We start from the raw sequence: 22933 nt of genomic DNA on the forward strand, positions 1-22933 counted from the left end.
AGAGGGTGGCTTCAATTTGGAAACCGGCTGGAATGTTGAAGATGACGAGCAGCTATTTGCTGCACTGACCCCTGAACTGACAGCCCATAATGGTAATCAAACAGACCCAGCGGGCTCGCAGTTCAGTTACACTGATGGGTCAGGTAACACGGTGACTCAAACCTTCGGTGGCGATGCCGTACGTGTACCGGTCGAGTACCTGGATAGCCTGCAATTCAAGGCTCCGGAAAACTTCTCCGGCCAGTTCAGAATCAACGTGCAAGCCGTGACTGTGGATACCGATGATGATGGTGGAGAAACGGTCGAGGCGGTCAGCGGCCATGCCGAATTGACTAATGTTCTGATCAAACCTTCAGCCGATACTCCGACCACCACCGTTACGGCCCGAGTTAACGGTAATGAAGACGAAAGTGTACCGCTGTCCATCCGGCCCAGTAGTTCCGACGACTCTGAAACCTTTAATGTCACCATCGGTGATATACCTGATGGTGCTGTGATCACCTATGGCACTGAAACCTTCAATGCTGATAGTGGCAGTGGCACCATGGCAGATGGAACTGGATACGAGGTGGTGAAAAGCGGCGATTCCTGGAGTCTGAAAATTACAGACTTTGATCCGGATACGGGCGCTAATATGACCCTGACGCCGCCGGAGCACTCCAACAAGCCATTTACTCTGAATGTAGAGACGGTTTCTGTGGACACTCTGACTGTGAATGGTACGGACTATGAGAGTGTGTCCAATCCTCCGTTCAAGCTGTCCATCAATGTCACCCCCAAAGGGGATGCAGACCCGGCGAATGTGACAGTCAACGCCCCCGATGATCAAGGCTTCGAGGAAGAAACTGTCGATACGGAAGGTGGTGTAATGCTGACTGCCTTGCTGGATGGTACGCCTTCGCTGACCGATACCGATGGCTCGGAAACCCTTAGCTTCAAGCTAAAGGATTTACCAGCAGGCTTCGGCGTTGAAGGTGCAACCTCACTGGGCAATGGAGAATGGGTATTCACCCAAGATGATCTGAACAGTGTCAAAATCACCACCCCAGCCAACTTCAGTGGTACCTCTGCCGCCTTCACCCTGGCGGCGGTGACCACCGAGAACGATGGTGATTCGCTCACGGCAGAGCACAGTGTGCAGATCAAAATCACGCCGTCGCCGGAAGCGACCATGAACCTGAACACTGCTGCGGTAGAGGATACGCCTGCAAAACTGGACTTCAGCGCCCAGCAGCAGAACGGTGAAACCGGGGAGACCATCACCGCAGTCTGGATCAGCAAGGATGATCTGGATAGTGCGACGGGCTATACCCTGACCTATGGCGCATCAGGTAGTGAGCTTGATGGTACCGAGTCTGGAGTAACACTTGAGGACGGCTGGTACAAGCTGGACAGCACCGCCATGGATAATATCTACCTCAAGGGCGATGACAACTGGCACGGCGATGGCAGCTTCACGGTGCGTTACGAGGTGACTGACCCGGGTGACGATGCCACGGTTGCAGCGGTATCCGAAATGTCCGGGGATCAAACCTACAGCGTCAGTGTGGCTCCTGTAACCGACCAGCCGGATCTCACGGTGACGTCCGGTGATATTTCTATGGCCTCACCTGGTGATGTAAGCATTAATCTGAATATCACCAATGATGGTATCAATGGCGGTGACTATGATGGCAGCGAGAAGCTGATTCGTATCTTGCTCGATAATGTGCCGGAAGGTGTCATCGTTGAGGGGGCAGATTTTATCGGCGGTAGCCAATGGCTGTATATCACCGATGACAGCTTTGGTTCAGCACTGACTCCGTCGATTAATCTTAAAGTACAGTCGGAAGCGGGAGGTCTGACTGATCACGAAATCTCTATTACTGTCACCACGGAAGATGACGATAATGCTCAGCTGCGGAGCGATAGTGCCACTATCAGGTTATCTACAAGCTTTGCTGATGGTGAGGGCAGTCAGCTACCAGCCAAAATAGAGATTTGGGAGCAAACCGATTTTGATCCCACCGAGGATATCGCCTTTAAACTTATCGAAGCCTTCAATGGCGAGATTGAAGACGGTGTTACCGATAACGGTTTCAATATTACCTTGTCCAACCTGCCGGAAGGCACGGTTGTGAACGGTATGGAATCAACCGTTATCGGTGGTAAAACTGTGTGGACTGCTTCAGGCACCGGGGGTAACAGCGAACTGCAAGCCCTTATGGATAGCATTACGGTAACTCCGCCTGCTGACTGGAATAAGCACGATGGCAGCTTCGATTTTGATGCCAAGCTGACCACCTATGTGCCCAGTGGTTTGAGAGATGAAGAAATTGTTGATGCAAGCTTTACTGACGTTCAGCCAGTAAGTGATAAGCCAGAGATCAGTGTCAGCGCACCGGCGGTGGATGAAGGCAGCGATCTGGTATTTACCGTTAATCTGTCCAATGCGGCCGATAATCCCAACTGGACGCTGGTGGATGGGAAACTCTACCTGCAGTTGGATGAGTCAGGTATTGATGGTACAGGTGTGCTTAAACAGGGTGGAACGACCCTGAGTACCTCTTCGGTCAGTGGTGTCGCCGGGATTACGGATGGTGACTATTATGTTATCGATGTGACGGACGTGAACTCTTCTGTGGAACTGACCTATAGCCCGTCGACGAATTATGTGGATGGCTCAGTCAGCCTCTCGGCCTGGGCGCAAGGCCAGGAAGACGGTTCGACTGAAATCAAAACTGGCACAGCAGTACAGACCGGTGTGATCAATCCGGTTAATAGCGGCTACGATTTTACTGTAGATAGTGCCAGTGGCGCGGAAAATGCCAGCCAGTTAGCGGAAGAAGACAAACCCAACGTCATTCAGCTCTCCGTGACGGATAACGGGCTTTCGGATAGCGACGGCTCCGAAGCGCTTGGTGCGGTATTGTTGAGTAATGTCCCCAACGGCTTCCTGGTTTATGTGGGTGACAGCGCCGAAAGCGCAACCGAGGCCGCTTTGTCCAATAACGCCGGTGGTGACGGTACGGCCAACAGCTGGCTGCTAGGGCAAGGGGAAATTCCTGCCTATATCGGTATTATGCCACCCCAGTACTGGAGTGGTACGGTCAGCGGCCTGAAGCTTCAGGTAGCATCCGGTGAAAACGCGCTGACTGAAGAGAGTGTCACTGAAAAAACCTTTGACCTCACGGTTTCACCTAAGGCCAATGGTGTGACTTTGGCGCCCACACCAAGTTTCGGTGAAGAAGGCGATAAGATTAATCTTAATCTTAACCATGAACTCAAGGACCCTGTATCCGTCGGGGTTAGTGACGGATCTACCGAAAGCCTGACGCTGGAGTTCTCCGGCATGGGCGAACATGCAGCTTTCTATGTGGATGGCAGCCTGATCAGCGGTACCGAGAAGGTCTCCTACAATGAAACCTCGGGAGTCTATACCCTTAGCGGGTTGACCTCGGAACAGGCGGAAACCCTGAGCTTTGTGCAGGCAAAGGGTGATCTAAACAACGTGCAGGTCAGAGCGCAGACTGCAGAAACGGCCGGCGGAGATTCTTCTGCCTGGGCCGACTGGGAAGATATAAGTACCAGCGGTGTGACAGAGCAGTATTCCACCACCGGCGATGACACCCTGCTCTGGACCGGAGAGGGCATCGACGGCTTCGGTGGCGAGGATACGATTCAGCTCCGCTTTGACGAAAGCGTTAACGGCAGTGATCTGGGTGACAAACTGTCCAATATCGAATCGATCGATCTGACCGGCATGGGCACCAATAGCATCGGCACACTCACTGCTCAGGAGGTGCTGGATATGACAGACGATAATAACAAGCTGACCATCAGAGGGGATGATGCCGACTCGGTTAACCTGGATGCTGGTGACTGGCAAGCGGGTGCCAATGTCGGTACCTACACTATCTACACTGCGATGGTGGACACCGATACAGTCACTTTGCAGGTGCAGAATACGCTGATTGACTGAGTGTTAATGCCCTCTTGCCACCTTATACGGGGTGAGAGGGCATGCCACTGATAATGTGTATGGGTTGTCAGGCCAGAGCCGAACGAAGTTGCTGATTGAGCTCTACCGGTTCGAGCTCCTGGCTGATGATCTCTATCCGGGATTCATCACTTGGTTCTGCCTCCAGAAGCGTCAGTGCGCCCTCAACTGCATTTAACATCCACCAGCCGCTGGATGTGCGTGCCACTCCTTTGAAACGATCGAATCCCGCATTGCTGGCGATGCTCTGCAGCTTTATCGGATCAAATACAAGGTCTGGATGAATCCGCCACCCCATACTGGTAAAGCTGTCGCTTGTATTGAAGTAATGCTGCCAGGGGGCGTCGGCCAGTGGCGGTTTTTCGGGCAGAGTTTTGTCGTGATGATGATGATGGCTTTCGGGAAAGTGTGAAGGCAACTTGTCGCAATGCCCTGTCAGCCAGTCAAGGGGGAGTTGGCCATCTTGAATGTGTCCGATACGTCGCTTCGCAGGTTGCCAGGTCTTCGCCCAGGTGTCGAACTGCGCCAGCTGGTGGGCTGTGCACAGGTCTGCCTTGCTGGCTACCAGTAGCTCTGCCACGGCGACCTGGTCGTGGAATTGCCGGTTAGTCAGCAGGCGCTTGTCTTCCAGTCGGCGGGGGTCGACCAGGCAAACGGATGCGGACAGGCGTAAAACATTTTTGTAAAATTCGTTGTTCAGAGTGTCTATAATCTGTGCTGGGTGTCCAAGGCCGGTAGGTTCGATAAACAGTCGGTCAGGACGTGCGAATTTTATCAAGCTGTTAAGGCTTATCTGCATAGGCAGCCCGGAAACACAGCACATGCAGCCACCCGGCACCTCTTTGACTGCGACCCCCTGATTCGATAGAAAGGCTCCATCGATACCCACTTCTCCGAATTCATTGACCAGAACGGCCCAGCGCTCTCCTTCTGGTTTCTGCTTCAGAAGGTTCAGAATGGCGGTGGTTTTTCCGGCACCGAGAAAGCCAAGCACTAAGTGAGTGGGGATGTTTGTCGGATTAGCTGCCATGAGTTGAGGTGTCTCCATTCTGTTAAAATATGCCTTTTGAGTTTGCCCGGCCGATACCAGAGGGTCTTCTGTCGTCGCTTTGTTCGATTACTCCCAGGCGGGAAAGGGATCATTCAGGGTTTGCCAGAATGCCTTGCCGGCCATAAGTTGTTCTTCATCCAGAAGGCACTCATCCAGCTGGCGGGTTATGGTGGCCTGATCCATATTCTGGCCAATAAAGACCAGTTCCTGCCGCATGTCGCCGAATGGCTCGACCCAGTTCTCCATAATCGCCTTGCGATATTCCGGATCCTCTGGCCAGTTGTTCTCAGGCACGGCCTTCCAGAACATCCCGGCAAACCCATGCCGGGCAATACCCCCGGCCTGGCTCCATTGGCCGGCGAACTCCGGGCGTGTGGCGAGCCAGAAATAGCCTTTTGAGCGGATCAGCTTACCGCCTGAAATGGGTTGATGCAGAAATTCATAGAATTTTGCCGGATGGAACGGGCGGCGAGCGCGGTATACAAAACTCGAAATGCCGTACTCTTCGGTTTCGGGGATGTGTTCACCTCGCATTTCTTTTAGCCAGCCCGGTGCCTGTTGCGCTCGTTCAAAACTGAATCGGCCGGTATTCAGTACCTTATGCAGAGGCACGCTTCCGTGTTCGATAGGGATAATGTCTGCTTCTGTATTGAGACTACGCAATACGCCGTTGAGTCGATCGATATCGCCCGGGGCCGCCAGGTCGGTTTTACTGATCAATAGGATGTCGCTGAATTCAACCTGATCCACGAGAAGGTCTGCAACGCTGCGTTCATCCTCTTCGCCCAGGCTTTCTCCAGCGTCCTGTAAAGATTGTGCCTGGTCATAGTCCTTCAGGAAGTTTACGGCATCGACAACGGTGACCATGGTATCGAGGCGGGCAATATCGGACAGGCTGACCCCGTCTTCATCTGCGAAGGTAAATGTTTCTGCCACCGGCAACGGCTCTGAAATCCCTGTGGATTCGATCACCAGGCAATCAAAACGCCCCTCCGCCGCCAACCTGCGCACCTCTATCAGTAAGTCTTCACGCAGTGTGCAGCAAATACAACCATTGCTCATCTCGACTAGCTTTTCCTCTGAGCGATTCAGGGTGACTTCCTGTTGAACCTGGGCAGCATCGATGTTGACCTCGCTCATGTCGTTGACAATTACGGCTACCCGTCTTCCCTCCCGGTTGTTCAGGATGTGGTTCAGTACGGTGGTTTTACCGGCGCCAAGAAATCCCGACAGTACGGTTACCGGAAGGCGCGTGTCTTTGTGGCTCATTAACAGTCTACCTTTTGAGTTAGCGAATCAGCGATTGTACGCTGCTTTACGAAAATAATGTTATAACATAACACTTTTTTTGATTATTGGTGCACTGTCTTCTATGACTTAGTAAGTATCAGGGCCGCCCTCGCAGGTATTCATTCGCTCTATTCCTTGAAAGCTGGCACAGTCTAATCAGGCAACTGCTAGGTGAATCGGATGACTTATCATTTTGATATCGGCCAGACACGATATGCCTTCAAAGATTTAAAAACATTGATGGCCAGAGCCACGCCTTTGCGGTCCGGTGACTGTCTGGCGGGCGTGGCGGCTGAGCATGCGACCGAGAGGGTGGCAGCGCAGTGTTGTCTGGCTGAGGTGCCCCTTAAGCGTTTTCTGAGTGAAGCGTTGATCCCCTATGAACAGGATGAAGTTACCCGGCTGATTATTGACAGTCATGATGCTGAGGCTTTTGGGCCGGTCGCGCACCTGACCGTGGGCGATTTTCGCAATTGGTTGCTTTCCGATCATGCCGATACCCTGGCGTTGGCTGAACTGGCACCAGGCCTGACCCCTGAGATGGCTGCGGCCGTCGCCAAAATCATGCGGGTGCAGGACTTGATTCTGGTAGCCCAGAAAATCGAAGTAGTAACCCGGTTTCGCAATACGCTTGGCTTGAAAGGGCGGCTGTCCACGCGATTGCAGCCAAATCATCCTGCTGATGACCCGGCTGGCGTTGCCGCCAGTCTGTTGGATGGTTTGCTGTATGCCAGCGGTGATGCCGTAATAGGCATTAATCCGGCGACCGATAATTACCATTCGGTGACCCGGTTGATGCAGTTACTGGATGATGTGATCCAGCGTTATGAAATTCCGACTCAATCCTGTGTTTTAACCCATGTGACCACACACATGGAAGCCATTAAGCATGGGGCTCCGGTGGACCTGGTGTTCCAGTCAATTGCCGGAACTCAAGCTGCCAATGAGAGCTTTGGATTCAATCTTTCGATTCTGGACGAGGCGCACAAGGCAGCGTTGGAGCTGGGGCGCGGCACTGTGGGCAATAATGTAATGTACTTTGAAACAGGGCAAGGGAGTGCGCTGTCAGCCAATGCTCATCATGGTGTTGATCAGCAGACTTGTGAGGCCCGGGCTTATGGCGTTGCGCGTCGTTTCGACCCGTTGTTGGTTAATACTGTGGTCGGCTTCATTGGTCCTGAATACCTTTATGATGGTAAACAGATTATTCGTGCCGGACTTGAAGATCACTTCTGTGGCAAGCTGCTTGGACTGCCTATGGGCTGTGACATCTGCTACACCAATCATGCTGAAGCCGATCAGGATGATATGGATACGTTGCTGACTCAGCTGGGTGTTGCTGGAGTCAACTTTATCATGGGCATCCCCGGTTCCGATGACATCATGCTGAATTATCAGACGACATCTTTTCATGATGCGCTGTATGTGCGGGAAGTGCTGAATAAGCCTCCTGCACCAGAGTTCGCTGCCTGGCTGAAGAAGATGGGAATTTGGGATGATGACAACCGGTTAGCCAGTGGTGCGGCGCTGCCAGCGCCCTTTGCCCATCTTCAGGGGCGATTGTAAGAGGGTAGACTATGACGGATAAGAGTACGATTGTAACGCCCGATAGCTGGTCTGGCCTGCGTCGTCATACTGATGCCCGAATTGGTCTGGGCCGCAGCGGTATCAGTCTTCCAACCCGCCCCCAGCTGGAATTTCAGCAAGCTCATGCTCGTGCCCGTGATGCCGTACATATTCCGCTGGATGTGGCAGCGCTGGAGCAGGCTCTGGCCGATTCAGGCCTGGAGAGTCTGCGACTTCACAGCCAGGCGCGAGACCGTGCTACTTATCTTCAGCGTCCAGACAAGGGACGTCGGCTGGATGCTGAATCGGCGGCAATGCTGAAACAGATTAGCGCTCATCAGCCGGCACGGGATGTAGCTATCGTGGTCGCGGATGGCTTGTCCTCTGCGGCTGTACAGCGCCATGCGGCGATTGTCGCAGATGCGGTGGCGCAACGCCTGAAAGCTGAAGGGTTAAGCCGGACTCCAGTCTGCATCGTGCAACAGGGGCGGGTAGCTGTGGGGGATGAGATTGGTGAGTTGTTAGGTAGTCGGCTTTTGATCTTGCTGATAGGTGAACGTCCGGGGTTAAGTTCGCCGGATAGCCTGGGCGTTTATTACACGTTTAATCCCCGTGTCGGCCTGACTGACGCGGCCCGAAACTGCATTTCTAACATTCGCCCGGCCGGAATGACTCCCGACGAAGCAGCTGAGCGTTTGATGTGGCTTGTGAAGGAGTCGCTCACGCGAAAAATTTCAGGTGTTGATCTTAAGGATAAATCAGGAGAGGCCTATGAACTGGATGGCGATGGAAACCGCAACTTCCTGCTGGAGTGACAGCTTGGCCTGTTATGTATCGGTAGTTTTAGTATTAATAGTGTTCTAACTCAATTCCAATTTGTCGTTTTTCAACTACTCTAAAGCCTGAAGACCCCTAAAGGGTGATCCGCCTTGGTGGAATAAAAACAATAGCAGTTAAGGCGGGAACTTTTTACGGGGTTTGCGGATAGCTTTCGGTGTAAACCAAGGAGAAGCGCTGTGAATGATACGAAACATCCCTCTGAAATGCCTTCTGATAAATCACCAAGTCAACCTACCAGTAACGCTCCAGATAATCCCGAACATGATTTAGCCTCGCGGTTTCCTACCGCCTACACCATTCTGTTTTTGCTGATCATATTTGTTGCGGCTTTAACCTGGATTATTCCTGCCGGACAGTATGATCGGGCGATGAACGAAGAGGTCGGGCGGGAAGTTGCTGTGCCTGGCACCTATCAGGTAGTTGAGCCCAATCCCCAGGGCTTTATGGATATCATGCTGGCTCCCACATCCGGGTTCTATGATCCGGACAGCTATGTGGCCAATGCCATCGACGTGGCCCTGTTTGTGATTTTCCTCGGTGGTTTCTTAGGGGTAATGAACGCCACCGGAGCGATTGATACGGGCATCCGAAGCGCCATGCGACATCTCAAAGGTCATGAGGTCTGGATGATTCCCATACTGATGTCGTTGTTCGCGATAGGGGGGACCACCTATGGTATGGCTGAGGAGACACTGGCGTTCTATGCCATCCTGATCCCCGTGATGATGGCGGCCGGATACGACGCTGTAACCGGGGTGGCTATCATTCTCGTGGGTGCTGGCATTGGTGTTCTGGGCTCTACCATCAATCCTTTTGCCACGGTTATCGCGGCTAACGCGGCACAGATTCCGTTCACTGATGGCATTGTTGTGCGTTTTATTCTTTTGATCGGTGGTCTGCTTATTTGTGCGGGTTATGTAATGCGATACGCCCTTCGCGTAAAAGCAGATCCATCCCGCTCTGTGGTTGCCAAACAGTGGGACGCTCATCGCAGGCTCTTTCTGGACAAGCATGCCGGTGAAGTTCTGGATTCAACTCTCGACAGAACCCAGATTATAGTGCTTTTGATTTTTGCAGCGACGTTCGTGTTGATGATCTGGGGTGTTTCGTCTCAGGGCTGGTGGATGGCTCGCATGGGCGCGCTGTTCTTTGGTTCTGCAGTCCTGATTGGCATCGTCGCTCGTCTTGGTGAGAAGAAGCTCACCGGTAGCTTTGTCGACGGAGCAAAGGATCTTCTCGGTGTTGCTTTGGTTGTCGGGCTTGCACGGGGCATCGTGGTGATTATGGATCAGGGCATGATTGCCGACACTATTCTGCACAGTGCCGAGACCTCCCTGGGAGGCCTGCCTGAACTGGCGTTTATCAATCTGATGTTCTGGATTGAGGTAGGGATGAGCTTCTTCGTACCTTCATCTTCAGGGTTGGCCGTGTTGTCCATGCCCATTCTGGCGCCTCTGGCAGACTTCGCTAATGTAGGGCGTGATCTTGTGGTAACCGCTTATCAGTCAGCTAACGGTCTTGTGAACCTGATTAACCCGACCTTTGCGGTGGTGGTTGGTGGTTTGGCGATTGGCCGAGTGTCTTACGATCGCTGGATAGCATTTATCTGGCCACTTTTGCTGATTCTGACCATTTTCATTTCGGTAGTTATCAGCGTAGCCGCATTCATTTAGAAAAGGGTTGAGCCATGACTGAACATAAGCTTGGAGTACATTCTGAAAGTGGAACACTGCGGCAGGTCATAGTCTGCCGCCCAGGTCTTGCGCACCGTAGGTTAACACCGACAAACTGCGATGCTCTGCTATTTGATGACGTGTTCTGGGTCAAACAGGCCCAGAAGGATCACGATGTCTTTGCCAGCGTCATGCGGGCCCGGGGTGTTGAAGTACTGGACGTGAATGACTTGTTGGCTGAGACCCTGGACATTCCGGAGGCCCGTAAGTGGATTCTTGATCACCGGATTACCTGGAATGACATTGGTGTAGGGATGATTTCAGATCTGCGCGCCTGGATGGATGAGCTGCCGGGCAGCAAACTGTCGGAATATCTGATCGGTGGCCTTGAAGTCGGGGATCTGCCATTTGATGCAACGGGGCTTTTTGGTAATCACCTGGGGCGTTATGGCTTTGTGCTGCCTCCTTTACCCAACTTTCTGTTCACCCGGGATAACAGTGCCTGGATATACGGCGGTGTTACGGTTAATCCTATGTACTGGGCCGCGCGCCAACCTGAAACTCTTTTGATGACAGCGGTGTATCGCTATCACCCGAAATTCGCCGGTAAGGTGGATGTGCTCTGGGGCGACCCGACGAAAGACCATGGTCTTGCCACACTGGAAGGTGGCGATGTGATGCCGGTGGGCAATGGTACGGTGCTTGTGGGTATGGGGGAGCGCTCCTCTCCCCAGGCGGTTGGGCAGCTGGCCAACGCACTGTTTGAAAAAGGCACGGCAGAACGTGTCATTGCCTGCCAGATCCCCAAATCCCGCACGGCCATGCATCTGGATACTATCTTCACTTTTTGCGGTGGCAATGTTGTCACTGCCTTCAAAGAAGTTGCGGACGAAGTGGTCTGTTACGACCTTACTCCGGGAGCGGGCGATAAACATTTGTCATTCCGTCAGGATTCCCGGCCGTTGTTTGATGTGGTTGCAGATGTACTTGGCTATAAATCTCTGGAAGTTGTTGCCACCGGTGGTGACGACCCGGCTGAACGGGAACGAGAGCAGTGGAATGATGGCAACAACGTCCTGGCGCTAAGTCCAGGGGTGGTTGTCGGTTATGACCGGAACGATGATACCAACGCGGCCCTCAAAGCAGCAGGTATTGAAGTGTTGGCCATTCCTGGTGCTGAACTGGGCCGAGGCCGTGGCGGCGGGCGTTGTATGAGCTGCCCCACAATGCGTGACCCCATCTGACCGGAGAGGATACTGATAATGGCTTTTAATCTGAAGAATCGCCATTTCCTGACCTTGCGGGATTTCACCCCGCAAGAGATCGGATTTCTGCTGAAACTGTCGAAAGACCTGAAAGCGGCCAAATACGCCGGTACCGAGATACCGCAGCTAACGGGTAAAGAGCTGGCGCTGATCTTTGAAAAGAACTCCACCCGAACGAGGGTGGGGTTTGAGGTGGCTGCCTACGATCAGGGGGCCAGGGTCACCTATCTTGGCCCCACGGGCACTCATATCGGTCACAAGGAATCCGTGAAAGATACTGCCAGGGTGCTGGGGCGTATCTATGATGCAATTGAGTACCGCGGCTTTGGCCAGAAAGTTGTTGAAGAGCTGGCGGAGTACGCCGGAGTTCCGGTTTATAACGGTCTGACGGATGAGTTCCATCCTACACAGATCCTTGCGGACTTTCTGACCATGCAGGAGCATGTTGAAAAGCCTCTGCATGAGGTGGCCTATGTTTTCCTCGGAGATGCCGCTAACAACATGGGGGACAGTTTGCTGATCGGCGGTGCCAAAATGGGTATGGAAGTGCGTTTATGCGCGCCAAAAGCATGCTGGCCAGACCAATCAATTATTGATGAAGCCCGTGCTCTCGCCCGTGAAACCGGTGCCCGAATCATGATTACGGAAGATCTGGATGCTGCCGTGTCCGGTGTGGATTTTGTTTATACAGATGTATGGGTTTCCATGGGAGAACCGAAAGAAAAGTGGGGTGAGCGAATCAAACTGCTGATGCCTTATCAGGTGAATGCCGCCGTAATGGAAAAAACTGGTAACCCCCGAGCCCGTTTCATGCATTGCCTCCCATCCTTCCATAACACTGAAACAACGGTCGGTAAGGAAATTGAAGCCGAGTTTGGCATCAGTGCGATGGAAGTGACGGACGAAGTGTTTGAAAGTCCGGCATCCATTGTATTTGACCAGGCGGAAAATCGTATGCACACCATTAAGGCCGTATTGGTCGCCACGCTGGGTGGCTGATGTCGGCGGGACTGGCTGAAAAGGATGGGCAGTATGCTGATTGTTGCAGCATTGGGCGGCAATGCTCTGTTGAAGCGCGGCGAACCACTGACGGCGGAAGCGCAGCGCGCTAATGTACAAACGGCGGCAAAGTCACTGGTTGAGCTGGTGCGTGCGGGCCACAATCTGGTTATTACTCATGGGAATGGCCCTCAGGTCGGTTTGCTGGCATTGCAAGGTGCCGCATACAAGCCTGACGAGGCCTATCCGCTGGATGTATTAGGGGCGGAAACCGGGGGGATGATTGGTTACATGATTGAGCAGGAAATGGAAAACGCTCTGGGCCATGATTGCCCTGTGGCGACGTTGCTCACTCAGGTGGTGGTTGATCCGAATGATCCTGCCTTCGCCAACCCAACTAAATTTATTGGCCCCGTTTACGACAAGGCCGAGGCTGAGTCCCGGGCTGAGGCCGCCGGCTGGCACATTGCTGCCGATGGTGACAAGTGGCGCAGGGTAGTACCTTCACCGGCACCCAAGGAAATACCTGATATGCGGGTATTGAAGTTGCTGTTGGATCAGGGCGTGGTGGTCATCTGTACTGGCGGTGGCGGCATTCCGGTACTGCGTCGTAAAGATGGCAGCATGATCGGTATTGAGGCGGTCATTGACAAAGATGCCGCCAGTGCCCTGCTGGCACGGGAGCTCGGTGCTGATGCTTTGTTACTGCTTACCGATGTCGACGCGGTGTATCGTGATTTTGGAAAACCAAATGCAGCTCCGGTGCGTAGCGTAACTCCGGAGCAGGGGAGGGCTCTGGATGTACCTGCGGGCTCCATGGGCCCTAAAGTGACGGCAGCCTGTGATTTTGCGGAGTCGGGAGGTATCAGCGGAATTGGTCGACTTGAAGACGCTCTGGATATTCTGGATGGGCGTGCCGGCACGCTTATTACCAAAACTGCCGGGAGCAAAGCCTGATTGAGCGGCACATAATGATGTCAAACCAGATTGTTGACAGTGTCGGGCAGATTGTCGGAATTCGCGGTGGCGTCGTGGATGTAAAGTTCCCCGGAACCTCACCGCAAATTCAGGATCTTCTTTATGCTGGTAATTTGGCTCTGGAAGTCGCCTCTCTGCTGGACAATGGCGCAGTGCGGTGTATGGCCCTGGCTCCCGTACGGGGGCTGGGGCTCGGTATGCCGGTGCGAGCTACCGGGTTGCCGATTCAGGTTCCGGTAGGCGATACCGTGCTTGGGCGAATGCTCAACGTATTTGGCGAGCCCATTGATAATAAGCCTGCACCTGCGGCCAGCATTCGACGCTCCATTCACCAGGCCCCTCCGGCGCTGGAAGACCGGGTCATACACAGCGACATTCTTGAGACCGGCATCAAGGCGATAGATTTGTTGTCACCAATTGAGCGCGGTGGCAAGACTGGGCTGTTTGGCGGCGCCGGGGTAGGAAAAACCGTGTTGATCACCGAGTTGATCAACAACACAGTTCAGCATTATCAGGGCGTAAGCCTGTTTTGTGGCATTGGCGAGCGCTCGCGGGAAGCAGAAGAACTCTACCGTGAGATGGGCGACGCAGGCGTCCGGGATAAAACCGTCATGCTGTTCGGGCAGATGAATGAAGCCCCGGGTGTCAGGTTTCTGGTGGGCAAATCCGCGCTCACCATGGCAGAGTATTTTCGCGATGAGCAAAAGCAGGATGTACTCTTGCTCATCGACAATATTTTCCGTTTTGTACAGGCAGGCTCGGAAGTCTCCGGACTGATGGGGCGTATGCCTTCACGGGTTGGCTATCAGCCCACCCTGGCCACCGAGCTGGCAACACTGCAGGAGCGTATTACGTCTACCCGAAATGGTGCCATTACCTCTATCCAGGCGGTTTACGTGCCGGCAGATGACTTCACCGACCCAGCAGCAGCTCACATCTTCTCGCACCTTTCGGCGTCTGTGGTACTTTCGCGTAAGCGTGCGAGTGAAGGGTTATACCCGGCTGTTGATCCGCTTGCCTCAGCCTCCGTTATGCTGACGCCGGCCATCGTTGGACAGCGTCATTACGACATTGCGCGAGCCGTACGCCGCACTCTGGCTGAGTATGAAGACCTGCGTGACATCATTGCGATGCTGGGCATGGAGGAATTGTCAGCTTCCGATCGGGCTACAGTAGCACGTGCGAGACGCCTCGAACGTTTTCTTACACAGCCCTTTTTCACCGTGGGCGTATTGACCGGCGATAGTGGCAGGAGGGTGTCGATCAAGGATACTCTGGATGGTTGCGAAACAATTCTTAATCAGACCGAATTTCACGATAACGAAACCGACTATTACATGATCGGCTCTCTGGAAGATCTGGAGAAAAAATGATGAGCCTTGCCGATACCATGCGCGTAACCCTGCGACTGCCAACCCGAACGTTGTTTGAGGGGCAGGTGCGACATCTATTTGCTACGGCCCAGAATGGTGCTTTCGGCATGCTTCCAAACCATACTGATTTTGTAACAGCACTAGTGCCCTCAGTACTGATACTCACTTCAACCGATGGAACAGAGATGTTCTTTGGCATCGATGAGGGCGTACTGATGAAAAAAGGTCACCACGTAGACATAGCGATACGCCGTGGTGTTCAGGGAAAGGATCTCGATTCCCTGAACGAAACCATGCAAGCCGCCTTTATCGAGGTGGATGAAAGTGAGCGTGTGGCACGCTCTGCTCTGTCCCGGCTGGAAGCAGGTATAGTCCGGCGCTTTGGTGATTTGCGGAAACCGACAGTATGAGCTTGAAAAATGATCGCTCTGCAGAAGATATACGACTCAGTGCTGAACGCATGAAGCGTGCGCGTGATGAGCCAGGGTTCAGCTCTCTGCGTGGGCTGGGAGCTTTCGGAATCATCGGATGGTCTGTTGCGGTACCCACCGTGGGTGGTGCATTTCTGGGGCTATGGCTGAACAAGGTGGCACCGCAAAACTTTTCCTGGCCTATCGCCCTGATTTTGGGCGGGGTCGTTATTGGTAGTTTTATTGCCTGGGGCTGGATCGAAAAAGAAGGGCCGGATCAGAGGGGAGATAAACGGTGATAACAGTTGACTGGCATGCGGTACTGATGGGGTTTTCTGTTGGTTTGCCCGTCAGCGCGTTGTTTTTTGTCGGGCTGGCGTGGGGTATGAAGCGTGCACTGGCTTCTGACCGGGCAGGGCTCTGGTTGATGGCCAGCTCATTCTGCAGGATCTCAATCCTGCTGGCGGTTGGCTTTGCGCTTACTGCTTCTTATGAAAGTAACTGGACCATTGCCGGCTATGCCGTGGCATTTTTTCTGGTTCGGCTGGGTGCTGTATTCTGGGCCAGAGTGAGTAAAGTCCCCGGTACGGCAACACAGGAGAGCGCATAATGCAGCTTACCCCTGATGACATGGTGGTTTTTACATTGGCAGGCTGGGAGTTTAACGCCACCGTTGTAAATACCTGGATTGTGATGGCAGTGCTGGTGGGTTTGTCGATGCTGGTCACCCGAAACCTGCGCCCGGATGTACCACCTAATCGTTGGCGGACAGCATTGGAAACGATTGTTTTACTGATTCAAAGCCAGATTGAAGAAGTTACCCGGAGTTCGGCACGCCACGTAATGTACTTTGCGGGAACTTTGTTTCTGTTCATTGCTTTATCCAACCTGATGCTGGTCATCCCTGGGTTTTCACCGCCAACATCCTCATTGTCAACCACTGCAGCATTGGCTTTGTCTGTACTGGTGGCTGTACCAGTGTTCGGGATTGCGTCGGCCGGGCTGGGAAGTTACCTGAAAACCTTTATTCAGCCTTCGGTCATTATGTTGCCATTCAATATTATCGGTGAGTTCTCCCGAGGCATCTCGCTGGCTATCCGCCTATACGGAAATATAATGAGTGGTGCCGTTATTGCTGCCATTCTTCTGACTGTCGCGCCATTTTTCTTTCCTGTGGTTATGGATATGCTCGGTCTACTGACCGGTATGATTCAGGCATATATCTTTGCCATGCTCGCCACGGTTTACATTTCTTCTGCGACCGCAGAACCGGACTCTAAATTGCCCAAACACGAGGATAAGCCATGACAGATCTTGCCATCATTGCAGCCGTATCAATGTTTACGGCAGGCCTGACCGTTTCTTTCGGTGCTCTCGGCCCGGCTCTGGGTGAAGGGCGGGCAGCTGCAGCAGCGATTGCGGCTATTGCACAGCAACCGGATGCCGCACCAACTCTGTCCCGAACTTTGTTTGTGAGTCTGGCGATGATTGAGTCCACTGCCATTTACTGTTTTGTGGTAGCCATGATTTTGATCTTCGCCAACCCGTTCTGGGACGCTGTGCAGGTGACCGCAGGAGGCTAGAGTTAATCATGTCCATTGACTGGGTTACTGTTGCCGCGCAGATCGTTAACTTTCTGGTGTTGGTGTGGCTCCTGAAGCGCTTTCTCTACCGCCCGATTCTTGAGGGTATTGATGCCCGCGAAGCTGAAATTACTCGTCGTATGGCGGAAGCTGGAGAAGCCGAAAAAAAAGCACAGGCCGCCGAAGCGGAGTTTCGCCGGCAGCAAAAGCAGCTATTGTCTGACCAGGATGCTGTGGTCAGGCAGGCACTCCGTGAATCAGAAGGCCAGCGCGACAGCCTGCTGGCTGAGGCGCGGGCCAAGCTGGAACAGGAACAGCGAGATTGGCACAAACACCTTGAGCGTGAACGTCGGAAGTTCACCGCACAATTGCAGCGAGCGGGGGAAGAAACTCTGCTGGAGCTTACCCGGAAGGCGCTTCGGGACCTGGCGGATGAATCGCTCGAAGAGGCCATTGTTCGTCATGTCTGCGCCCGGTTGCGGCCCATTGCGAGCGAGCTTGTCGAAGCCGCCGGTGACACCAAGGAAGCGGTAGCAACGACCAGGGAAATATTGCCCGAGGCAGCACAATCACTGTTGCAGGCCGATGTTAACAGCCTGCTTCCAGGCCTCGTGCTGCGTTTTGAAACTGACCCACAACAAGCGCCTGGGCTGATTTTGCGGGTTGGCGGTGCTCAGGTTGCCTGGACGGTCGACAGCTACACCGAAGAATTTGATGCGCTGCTAAGTGAACGTATCGCTGCCGGCGTTTCAGGGCGAATTTAACCTGGTGGCGGCGTCTGAATCCGTCAGTGTTCAAAAGGACAGATAATAGGTTATGACCCACGGTCCCAGTGATCCTGAAAACCAACCTCAAGCGCACGCTGAATTGCACTCAGCCGAGCAATTCGAAGCATGGAGAAAAAGCTTGCTGGCAACGCCGGCTCCTGCTCCGGTACTGACCGAAGTTGGTAAGGTAACCGAAGTGGGTGATGGCGTGGCTGTGGTGACCGGCCTTGCCCGCGCACTGGCCGATGAGTTGCTGGCATTTGAATGTGGTGTTCAGGGCATAGTGCTGGATTTGGAACCGGGACGGCTAGGCGTGATTCTTCTGGGCCCTTCTGAACTCATTACTCTGGGGGAGGACGTTCGGAGGACTCGTAAGGTTGTGAGTGTACCGGTTGGCTCGGCATTGCTCGGGCGTGTCATCGATGCCATGGGGCACCCCAGAGATGGTTTGGGAACTATCTCCGCTGTGGCAGAAGCGTCTATTGAGGCAGAAGCTCCGGGGATTCTTAGCCGGTCGGCTATTTTCCGGCCACTGGCGACAGGTATCAAAGCCATTGATGCCGCCGTACCTGTTGGCCTGGGCCAGCGGCAGCTGATTATAGGTGACCGTCAGACGGGTAAAACCTCCATTGCTATAGACACCATACTTAATCAGGCGCGTTCGGACGTTATTTGTATTTATTGCGCCGTTGGCCAACGTGGCGATGCTGTTTCCCATGTTATTGACGCGCTGAAAAAGGGCGGCATGATGGCCCGCAGTATCGTTATGTCGGCAGGCGATGAAGAAGCGCCGGGGCTGGCATATATCGCACCTTATTCCGCGATGGCTATGGCGGAGTATTTTTCTGATCAGGGTGAGGATGTGCTGGTGATTTTTGATGACCTTACACACCATGCCCAGTCCTACCGCGAATTGTCGCTACTGTTACGCCGACCACCGGGGCGTGAAGCGTTCCCTGGTGATATTTTTTACGTACATGCTCGTCTGCTGGAGCGGGCCGGGCAATTTAATCAAGAAGCCGGTGGCGGTTCAATTACTGCTTTGCCGGTGGTGGAAACCCAGGCAGAAAACCTGTCGGCTTACATTCCCACCAACCTGATTTCTATTACCGATGGGCAGATCTACCTGTCACCCAGGCTGGTGCGTAAGAATCAGTTTCCTGCCGTTGATCTGGGCCTGTCTGTTTCCCGTGTAGGCGGTAAGGCCCAGAGCAGAACACTGCGTGAAGTGGCTGGTAACTTGCGGGTCACTCTGTCGCAGTTCGAAGAACTGGAAGATTTTGCCCGCTTCGGTACCCGCCTGGACGATGCCACTCGCGCCCGCCTGGCCCGGGGTACTGCTGTTCGCACCGCTCTGCGCCAAGGTGAGCGTGACCCCATGCCTGCCGCCGAGCAGTTGGTGGTTTTGATTGCTGCGATGGAAGGTCTTTTCGATGCCTTGTCTGAGCAGCAGTTGATCGATGCTATTGCGCGTATCCGTGCCGTAGGGAAAGACCGATTTGAGTTTATAGACGAACGGATCAGTGAAAACAAAGCTCTGAACGAGGAAGACCGTAAGCGGATTATGACCATCGCTCACACCGTACTTTCTGCGAGCCCTGCCACTCATACGCTCAGCGTACATGAGGTCAGCCGTCATGGCTCAGACGCTTGAGGCGCTTACCCGGCACAGTGATACCCTGACCAGTATTCGCGGTATCGTGCACACAATGAAAACCCTGTCTGCGATTAACGCGGCCCCCTATGAGCATGCAGCCCGCTCAATTGAGGCCTATCACCAGACGATACTTCAAGGCTTTGCTGCCTTTGCTCATCGGACAGGTGATATCCATCTGCGTCAGGAAGACTCGCTTGAGCATCTGGTGATTGTATTTGGCTCCGACCATGGGCTCTGCGGAAACTATAATGAAGTGCTCGCAGGAGTAGTTATGCAACATTGTCAGGGACAAACCGCAAACAGGCAGCGTGTTCTCTGTATCGGCGCGCAGATGAATGATGCGCTGAGTGATCAGGGCCTGGTGCCGGAGGCTGTTTTGCTACCACCGGCTTCGGCTGAAGGCGTTGGTCGCCTGGCTGGCGATATTGTTGCCCGCATAGGCACCTTCAGCCAGGGCCAGCCGCTGCATAACCTGGCCGTCACGCTGGCTTTTACTCAGCGCGGTGAACGCGGAGCTCGTGAACCTATTACGACAAGGCTTCTGCCATTGGAGCCGTCTCTGTTAACACGTAAAAAACGGTGGGATTCACGCTCGCTTCCGGATTACACCATGAACGCCGAAGCCCTTCTGTCTTCCCTGATCCGAAGCCACATCTTCGCGAGTGTGTTCCGCGCCTCTGCCGAAGCTATGGTGACCGAAAACTCGGCACGGCTGGCGTTAATGCAACAGGCCGAACAGTCAGTGGATGAGCGTATTGAGGCCGTGAAAGGTGAGTTGAGAACGGTGCGCCAGACGGAAATCACGAATGAGTTGATGGATGTCATTATTGGTTTTGAGGCGCTAAAGAAGCGGAGGTGATTCAGACGGTGCTTTCCCCTTATCGTGCCTATCAAAAAGCGCTGGCCTCAGGGTTTTCAAACGATTTTGCTCAAAATCAGGCCGTTCTATGCTTGCAGCGTTGCTATGAGCAATTACAGTCTGGCGAGTTGGGTATTCAGGGGGTGTATCTCTGGGGCCCGGTCGGTCGTGGAAAAACCTGGTTAATGGATCGCTTTCATCAGGCTTTAACCGTACCTGCGCGAAGGCAGCATTTTCATCACTTCATGCGTTGGGTTCATCAACGGTTGTTCCAGTTGAGTGGTCATCAGGACCCGCTTGTCCTTCTCGCGCAGGAGTTGGCTGCGGAGGTGCAGGTGCTGTGCTTCGATGAATTGTTTGTGAATGATATTGGTGATGCTGTGCTCTTGGGTGGTTTGTTTCAGCATCTGTTTGCACAAGGGCTTGTCGTGGTAGCAACATCTAATCAACCGCCAGATGAATTATATAAAGACGGCTTCAATCGTGAGCGCCTGCTGCCAGCTATTGTCGCAATCAAGCAGAATATGGAGGTACTGAGTGTGGATGGGGGAGAAGATCACCGGCTTCACCCCGGAGTACTCAAACAGCGCTATTGGGTGAATAATCCGCAGGCTCTGGCAGCCTCATATGCTGAACTGCTCGATGAGGGCGAGCAGACTCATACAGAGTCCTTGGTTCTGGGACATCGGCAGATAAGCGTGGTGAGTCGTAGCCAAAAGGCTTTGTGGTGCCGGTATGTTGATCTTTGCGAGCAGAAGCTGGCGGCTCAGGATTTTATCGATCTGTGTGACCGCTTTTCTCATGTGTTTTTATGTGACGTGCCCAGGCTTACTGGCGGCGGACAGCAAGTGGCGATAGCCCGCGGTACAGAAGATGGTGTTACGCAAGTCAAAGCGGGAGATCGAAAGTTGCCCGCTTTATCTCATCAGGATGATGGTGTTCGCCGGTTTATCGCTTTGGTTGATGAATGCTATGACCGGGGTATTCCGCTATATCTGGATGCGGCTGTGCCTATGGATGAACTTTATACTAAAGGCGCTCTGGCCTTCCCATTCCGACGCACACTTAGCCGCTTGCAGGAAATGCAGTTGCAGCGTTTTGGTGGCTTCTGGCAATTTTGAGGTGGCGCCCCTGTCGCTTCAGAAAGGCATGGTTAAACGAGCTTTGAAAGCCAGGAAAAGCGGGGAGCAGCGGTTGACCCGCTGCTGTATGGTTTGTGTGTTTAATTATTGTGCGGAGCTATTTATGTCGGCTGCGACAACAAGGGTTTTGTCTGGATAGCTCTTGGTTTCGTTGAATCGGTCTGCTTGACCATCCATGGCCAGTGCCGTGGTGGCAGACAATGCGAATAGACCAGAGACCAGAATTAAAGTGATTTTGTTCATAATCGTTCCTCTTTTCAGTTTTGTGGTGGCAGCAAACCAAGTTGTATCGTTGCTGTTACCTTATAGACGCTCGACCGGCCCATTTGTTACGGCGCAGATGATTTAATTGTTCGATCCCCTCCCATGGTCGTCGGTTTGCGTTAGACTTCCGTGGCGAAAAACATCCTGAAAATTCGTTAAGGAACTGATGCATGGCGTTTGAATACGGTACTCAGAAACTCAATATCCGGAACCCTTTCCGGTTTGAAGGGCTTGTCCGCTCTGTTCGGGGCCTGGTTCTGACAGCAATAGGTGTATATCTTTTGCTGCAGATTCAACCACTGCTCTCCACAGACAAAACCCAAGCCTGGTTGAGTCTGGCTATTGGCAGTGTGTTTGTGATTGGTGGTTTCAAGGCCTTGGGTGTTGGCCTGTTTCAGGTTATGCGATTTTTCGTTGGTCGGGCAGCGCCAGCCTCACTGACTAAAAACATTGCTCGGGAAGCCGTTCAGGAAAAAGAGCCAACCCTTTACACGGCTCAAACCATTCACAATATGTTAATGAGCAAAAGTAACCCTACGTTTACTGAACCTCAGGGTTGGTTTGCTCGTGCTGTGCATTCGGTATTTCCTGGTTTAATAGTTACTCCTTGGCCTATTCGGAATACGGCCAAAACGCTGGTTATGAAAATTACCCGAAGCCTCATTGCTCTGGGCGCCTTTCTGATAGCCTCTCTGGTTGTCGTGATGGTGTTTGCTGGTTCAGATGGGGGCGAAGCTGGTAGTGCGGTTATCTCACTGGCATTTCAGATGGTGCTGTTGGTCTATCTGGCCCTTGTTTGGGTAAAGCTGGGTAACCCTCTGGCGCGGGAAAACATGACGAAACTGCACAGCTACACCAGTGGTGGCCTGGCTCTCGTGGTTATTGGCGCAATCGTTATTCCGGTATTGATGGCGCAGGGTTGGATTGCATTCTGGGACAATATGAGGCTTGGAGACCGCGTAGCTTTTATTGAGCTATTGCCATCTATTGAACCGATTTTCAGAACGGGAACTTTGTTGACGCTTACCATTGTTTGCGCTGCCGGCCTTGCGGCTATTGCCGTGGTACTGATTCGATCACGTATTCGTATGGTTGAGATCAAAACCAGCAGCTCAGAGAAAAATAGTAGCTGGCGTTTTGACCTGCACCCAAGGCAAATCTTCACTACGCTCAGAGATCTGGTTCTGATGCAGAGACGTGAGCAGGAATTGCCGAACCGTATGTATCTGGACACTAA

General features: G+C 53.2%; 20 protein-coding genes and 1 pseudogene. 18 read left to right on the forward strand and 3 right to left on the reverse strand.

Annotated features, from left to right (window positions below):
• A partial coding sequence (locus tag ABYA77_RS12170; protein WP_372966246.1) for a hypothetical protein occupies nt 1-3961 on the forward strand: 3961 nt, incomplete at its 5' end.
• 67 nt (nt 3962-4028) lie between these two features.
• On the opposite strand, the gene ABYA77_RS12175 is transcribed toward ABYA77_RS12170, so the two are convergent.
• Both ABYA77_RS12175 and zigA read right to left on the reverse strand, forming a co-directional pair.
• Nucleotides 4029-5009: a GTP-binding protein gene (locus ABYA77_RS12175; RefSeq protein ID WP_372966247.1), complete on the reverse strand. Its 981-nt coding sequence runs from the start codon at nt 5007-5009 to the stop codon at nt 4029-4031.
• Between the two features lie 87 nt (nt 5010-5096).
• The gene (zigA, locus tag ABYA77_RS12180; RefSeq protein ID WP_372966248.1) at nt 5097-6299 is read right to left on the reverse strand and encodes a zinc metallochaperone GTPase ZigA; all 1203 of its coding nucleotides are present in this window, start codon (nt 6297-6299) and stop codon (nt 5097-5099) included.
• A 201-nt stretch (nt 6300-6500) separates the two neighbouring features.
• Between zigA and ABYA77_RS12185 the strand changes: the two genes are divergently transcribed.
• From ABYA77_RS12185 to zapE, 16 genes are all read left to right on the forward strand, one after another.
• Nucleotides 6501-7886, forward strand: a complete 1386-nt coding sequence (locus ABYA77_RS12185) for an ethanolamine ammonia-lyase subunit EutB (RefSeq protein WP_372966249.1) — start codon at nt 6501-6503, stop codon at nt 7884-7886.
• 11 nt (nt 7887-7897) lie between these two features.
• Nucleotides 7898-8701: an ethanolamine ammonia-lyase subunit EutC gene (eutC, locus tag ABYA77_RS12190; protein WP_372966250.1), complete on the forward strand. Its 804-nt coding sequence runs from the start codon at nt 7898-7900 to the stop codon at nt 8699-8701.
• 201 nt (nt 8702-8902) lie between these two features.
• The gene (locus ABYA77_RS12195) at nt 8903-10399 is read left to right on the forward strand and encodes a YfcC family protein (protein ID WP_372966251.1); all 1497 of its coding nucleotides are present in this window, start codon (nt 8903-8905) and stop codon (nt 10397-10399) included.
• Nucleotides 10400-10413: 14 nt separating this feature from the next.
• A complete protein-coding gene (locus tag ABYA77_RS12200; RefSeq protein ID WP_372966252.1) occupies nt 10414-11643 on the forward strand; it encodes an arginine deiminase in 1230 nt (409 codons plus the stop codon).
• Between the two features lie 18 nt (nt 11644-11661).
• Nucleotides 11662-12663 (forward strand): ornithine carbamoyltransferase, encoded by a 1002-nt coding sequence (locus ABYA77_RS12205; protein ID WP_372966253.1) that lies wholly within the window; start codon nt 11662-11664, stop codon nt 12661-12663.
• Between the two features lie 33 nt (nt 12664-12696).
• Nucleotides 12697-13620: a carbamate kinase gene (gene arcC / locus ABYA77_RS12210; RefSeq protein ID WP_372966254.1), complete on the forward strand. Its 924-nt coding sequence runs from the start codon at nt 12697-12699 to the stop codon at nt 13618-13620.
• A gap of 14 nt (nt 13621-13634) precedes the next feature.
• Complete coding sequence (gene atpD / locus ABYA77_RS12215) at nt 13635-15014, forward strand: F0F1 ATP synthase subunit beta (RefSeq protein WP_372966255.1); 1380 nt, start codon at nt 13635-13637, stop codon at nt 15012-15014.
• The gene (locus ABYA77_RS12220; RefSeq protein WP_372966256.1) at nt 15011-15424 is read left to right on the forward strand and encodes an ATPase; all 414 of its coding nucleotides are present in this window, start codon (nt 15011-15013) and stop codon (nt 15422-15424) included. Before atpD ends, ABYA77_RS12220 begins: the two co-directional genes overlap by 4 nt.
• On the forward strand, nt 15421-15723 hold the full coding sequence (locus ABYA77_RS12225; RefSeq protein WP_372966257.1) for an AtpZ/AtpI family protein: 303 nt from the start codon (nt 15421-15423) through the stop codon (nt 15721-15723). Before ABYA77_RS12220 ends, ABYA77_RS12225 begins: the two co-directional genes overlap by 4 nt.
• Complete coding sequence (locus ABYA77_RS12230) at nt 15720-16034, forward strand: ATP synthase subunit I (protein ID WP_372966258.1); 315 nt, start codon at nt 15720-15722, stop codon at nt 16032-16034. The genes ABYA77_RS12225 and ABYA77_RS12230 overlap by 4 nt, the downstream gene beginning before the upstream one ends.
• Entirely contained in the window at nt 16034-16732 is a 699-nt protein-coding gene (locus tag ABYA77_RS12235; protein WP_372966259.1) for a F0F1 ATP synthase subunit A, read from the forward strand. Before ABYA77_RS12230 ends, ABYA77_RS12235 begins: the two co-directional genes overlap by 1 nt.
• Nucleotides 16729-17007 (forward strand): F0F1 ATP synthase subunit C, encoded by a 279-nt coding sequence (locus ABYA77_RS12240; RefSeq protein ID WP_372966260.1) that lies wholly within the window; start codon nt 16729-16731, stop codon nt 17005-17007. The genes ABYA77_RS12235 and ABYA77_RS12240 overlap by 4 nt, the downstream gene beginning before the upstream one ends.
• 8 nt (nt 17008-17015) lie before the next feature.
• Nucleotides 17016-17771 carry a F0F1 ATP synthase subunit B gene (locus ABYA77_RS12245; protein ID WP_372966261.1) on the forward strand — a complete coding sequence of 252 codons (756 nt, stop codon included), beginning with the start codon at nt 17016-17018 and terminating at the stop codon, nt 17769-17771.
• Between the two features lie 52 nt (nt 17772-17823).
• Entirely contained in the window at nt 17824-19428 is a 1605-nt protein-coding gene (locus ABYA77_RS12250) for a F0F1 ATP synthase subunit alpha (protein ID WP_372966262.1), read from the forward strand.
• Entirely contained in the window at nt 19412-20290 is an 879-nt protein-coding gene (locus ABYA77_RS12255) for a F0F1 ATP synthase subunit gamma (protein WP_372966263.1), read from the forward strand. Before ABYA77_RS12250 ends, ABYA77_RS12255 begins: the two co-directional genes overlap by 17 nt.
• Nucleotides 20290-21411 (forward strand): cell division protein ZapE, encoded by a 1122-nt coding sequence (gene zapE / locus ABYA77_RS12260; RefSeq protein WP_372966265.1) that lies wholly within the window; start codon nt 20290-20292, stop codon nt 21409-21411. The genes ABYA77_RS12255 and zapE overlap by 1 nt, the downstream gene beginning before the upstream one ends.
• A 105-nt stretch (nt 21412-21516) precedes the next feature.
• Here the strand turns inward: zapE and ABYA77_RS12265 are convergent, their stop codons facing one another.
• The gene (locus tag ABYA77_RS12265) at nt 21517-21675 is read right to left on the reverse strand and encodes a hypothetical protein (RefSeq protein WP_372966264.1); all 159 of its coding nucleotides are present in this window, start codon (nt 21673-21675) and stop codon (nt 21517-21519) included.
• A gap of 191 nt (nt 21676-21866) precedes the next feature.
• Between ABYA77_RS12265 and ABYA77_RS12270 the strand changes: the two are divergent.
• Nucleotides 21867-22933 (forward strand): annotated as a pseudogene (locus tag ABYA77_RS12270) (hypothetical protein); the annotation flags it as partial.

The sequence above is a fragment of the Marinobacter sp. genome, from assembly GCF_041595835.1.
Classification (GTDB): domain Bacteria; phylum Pseudomonadota; class Gammaproteobacteria; order Pseudomonadales; family Oleiphilaceae; genus Marinobacter.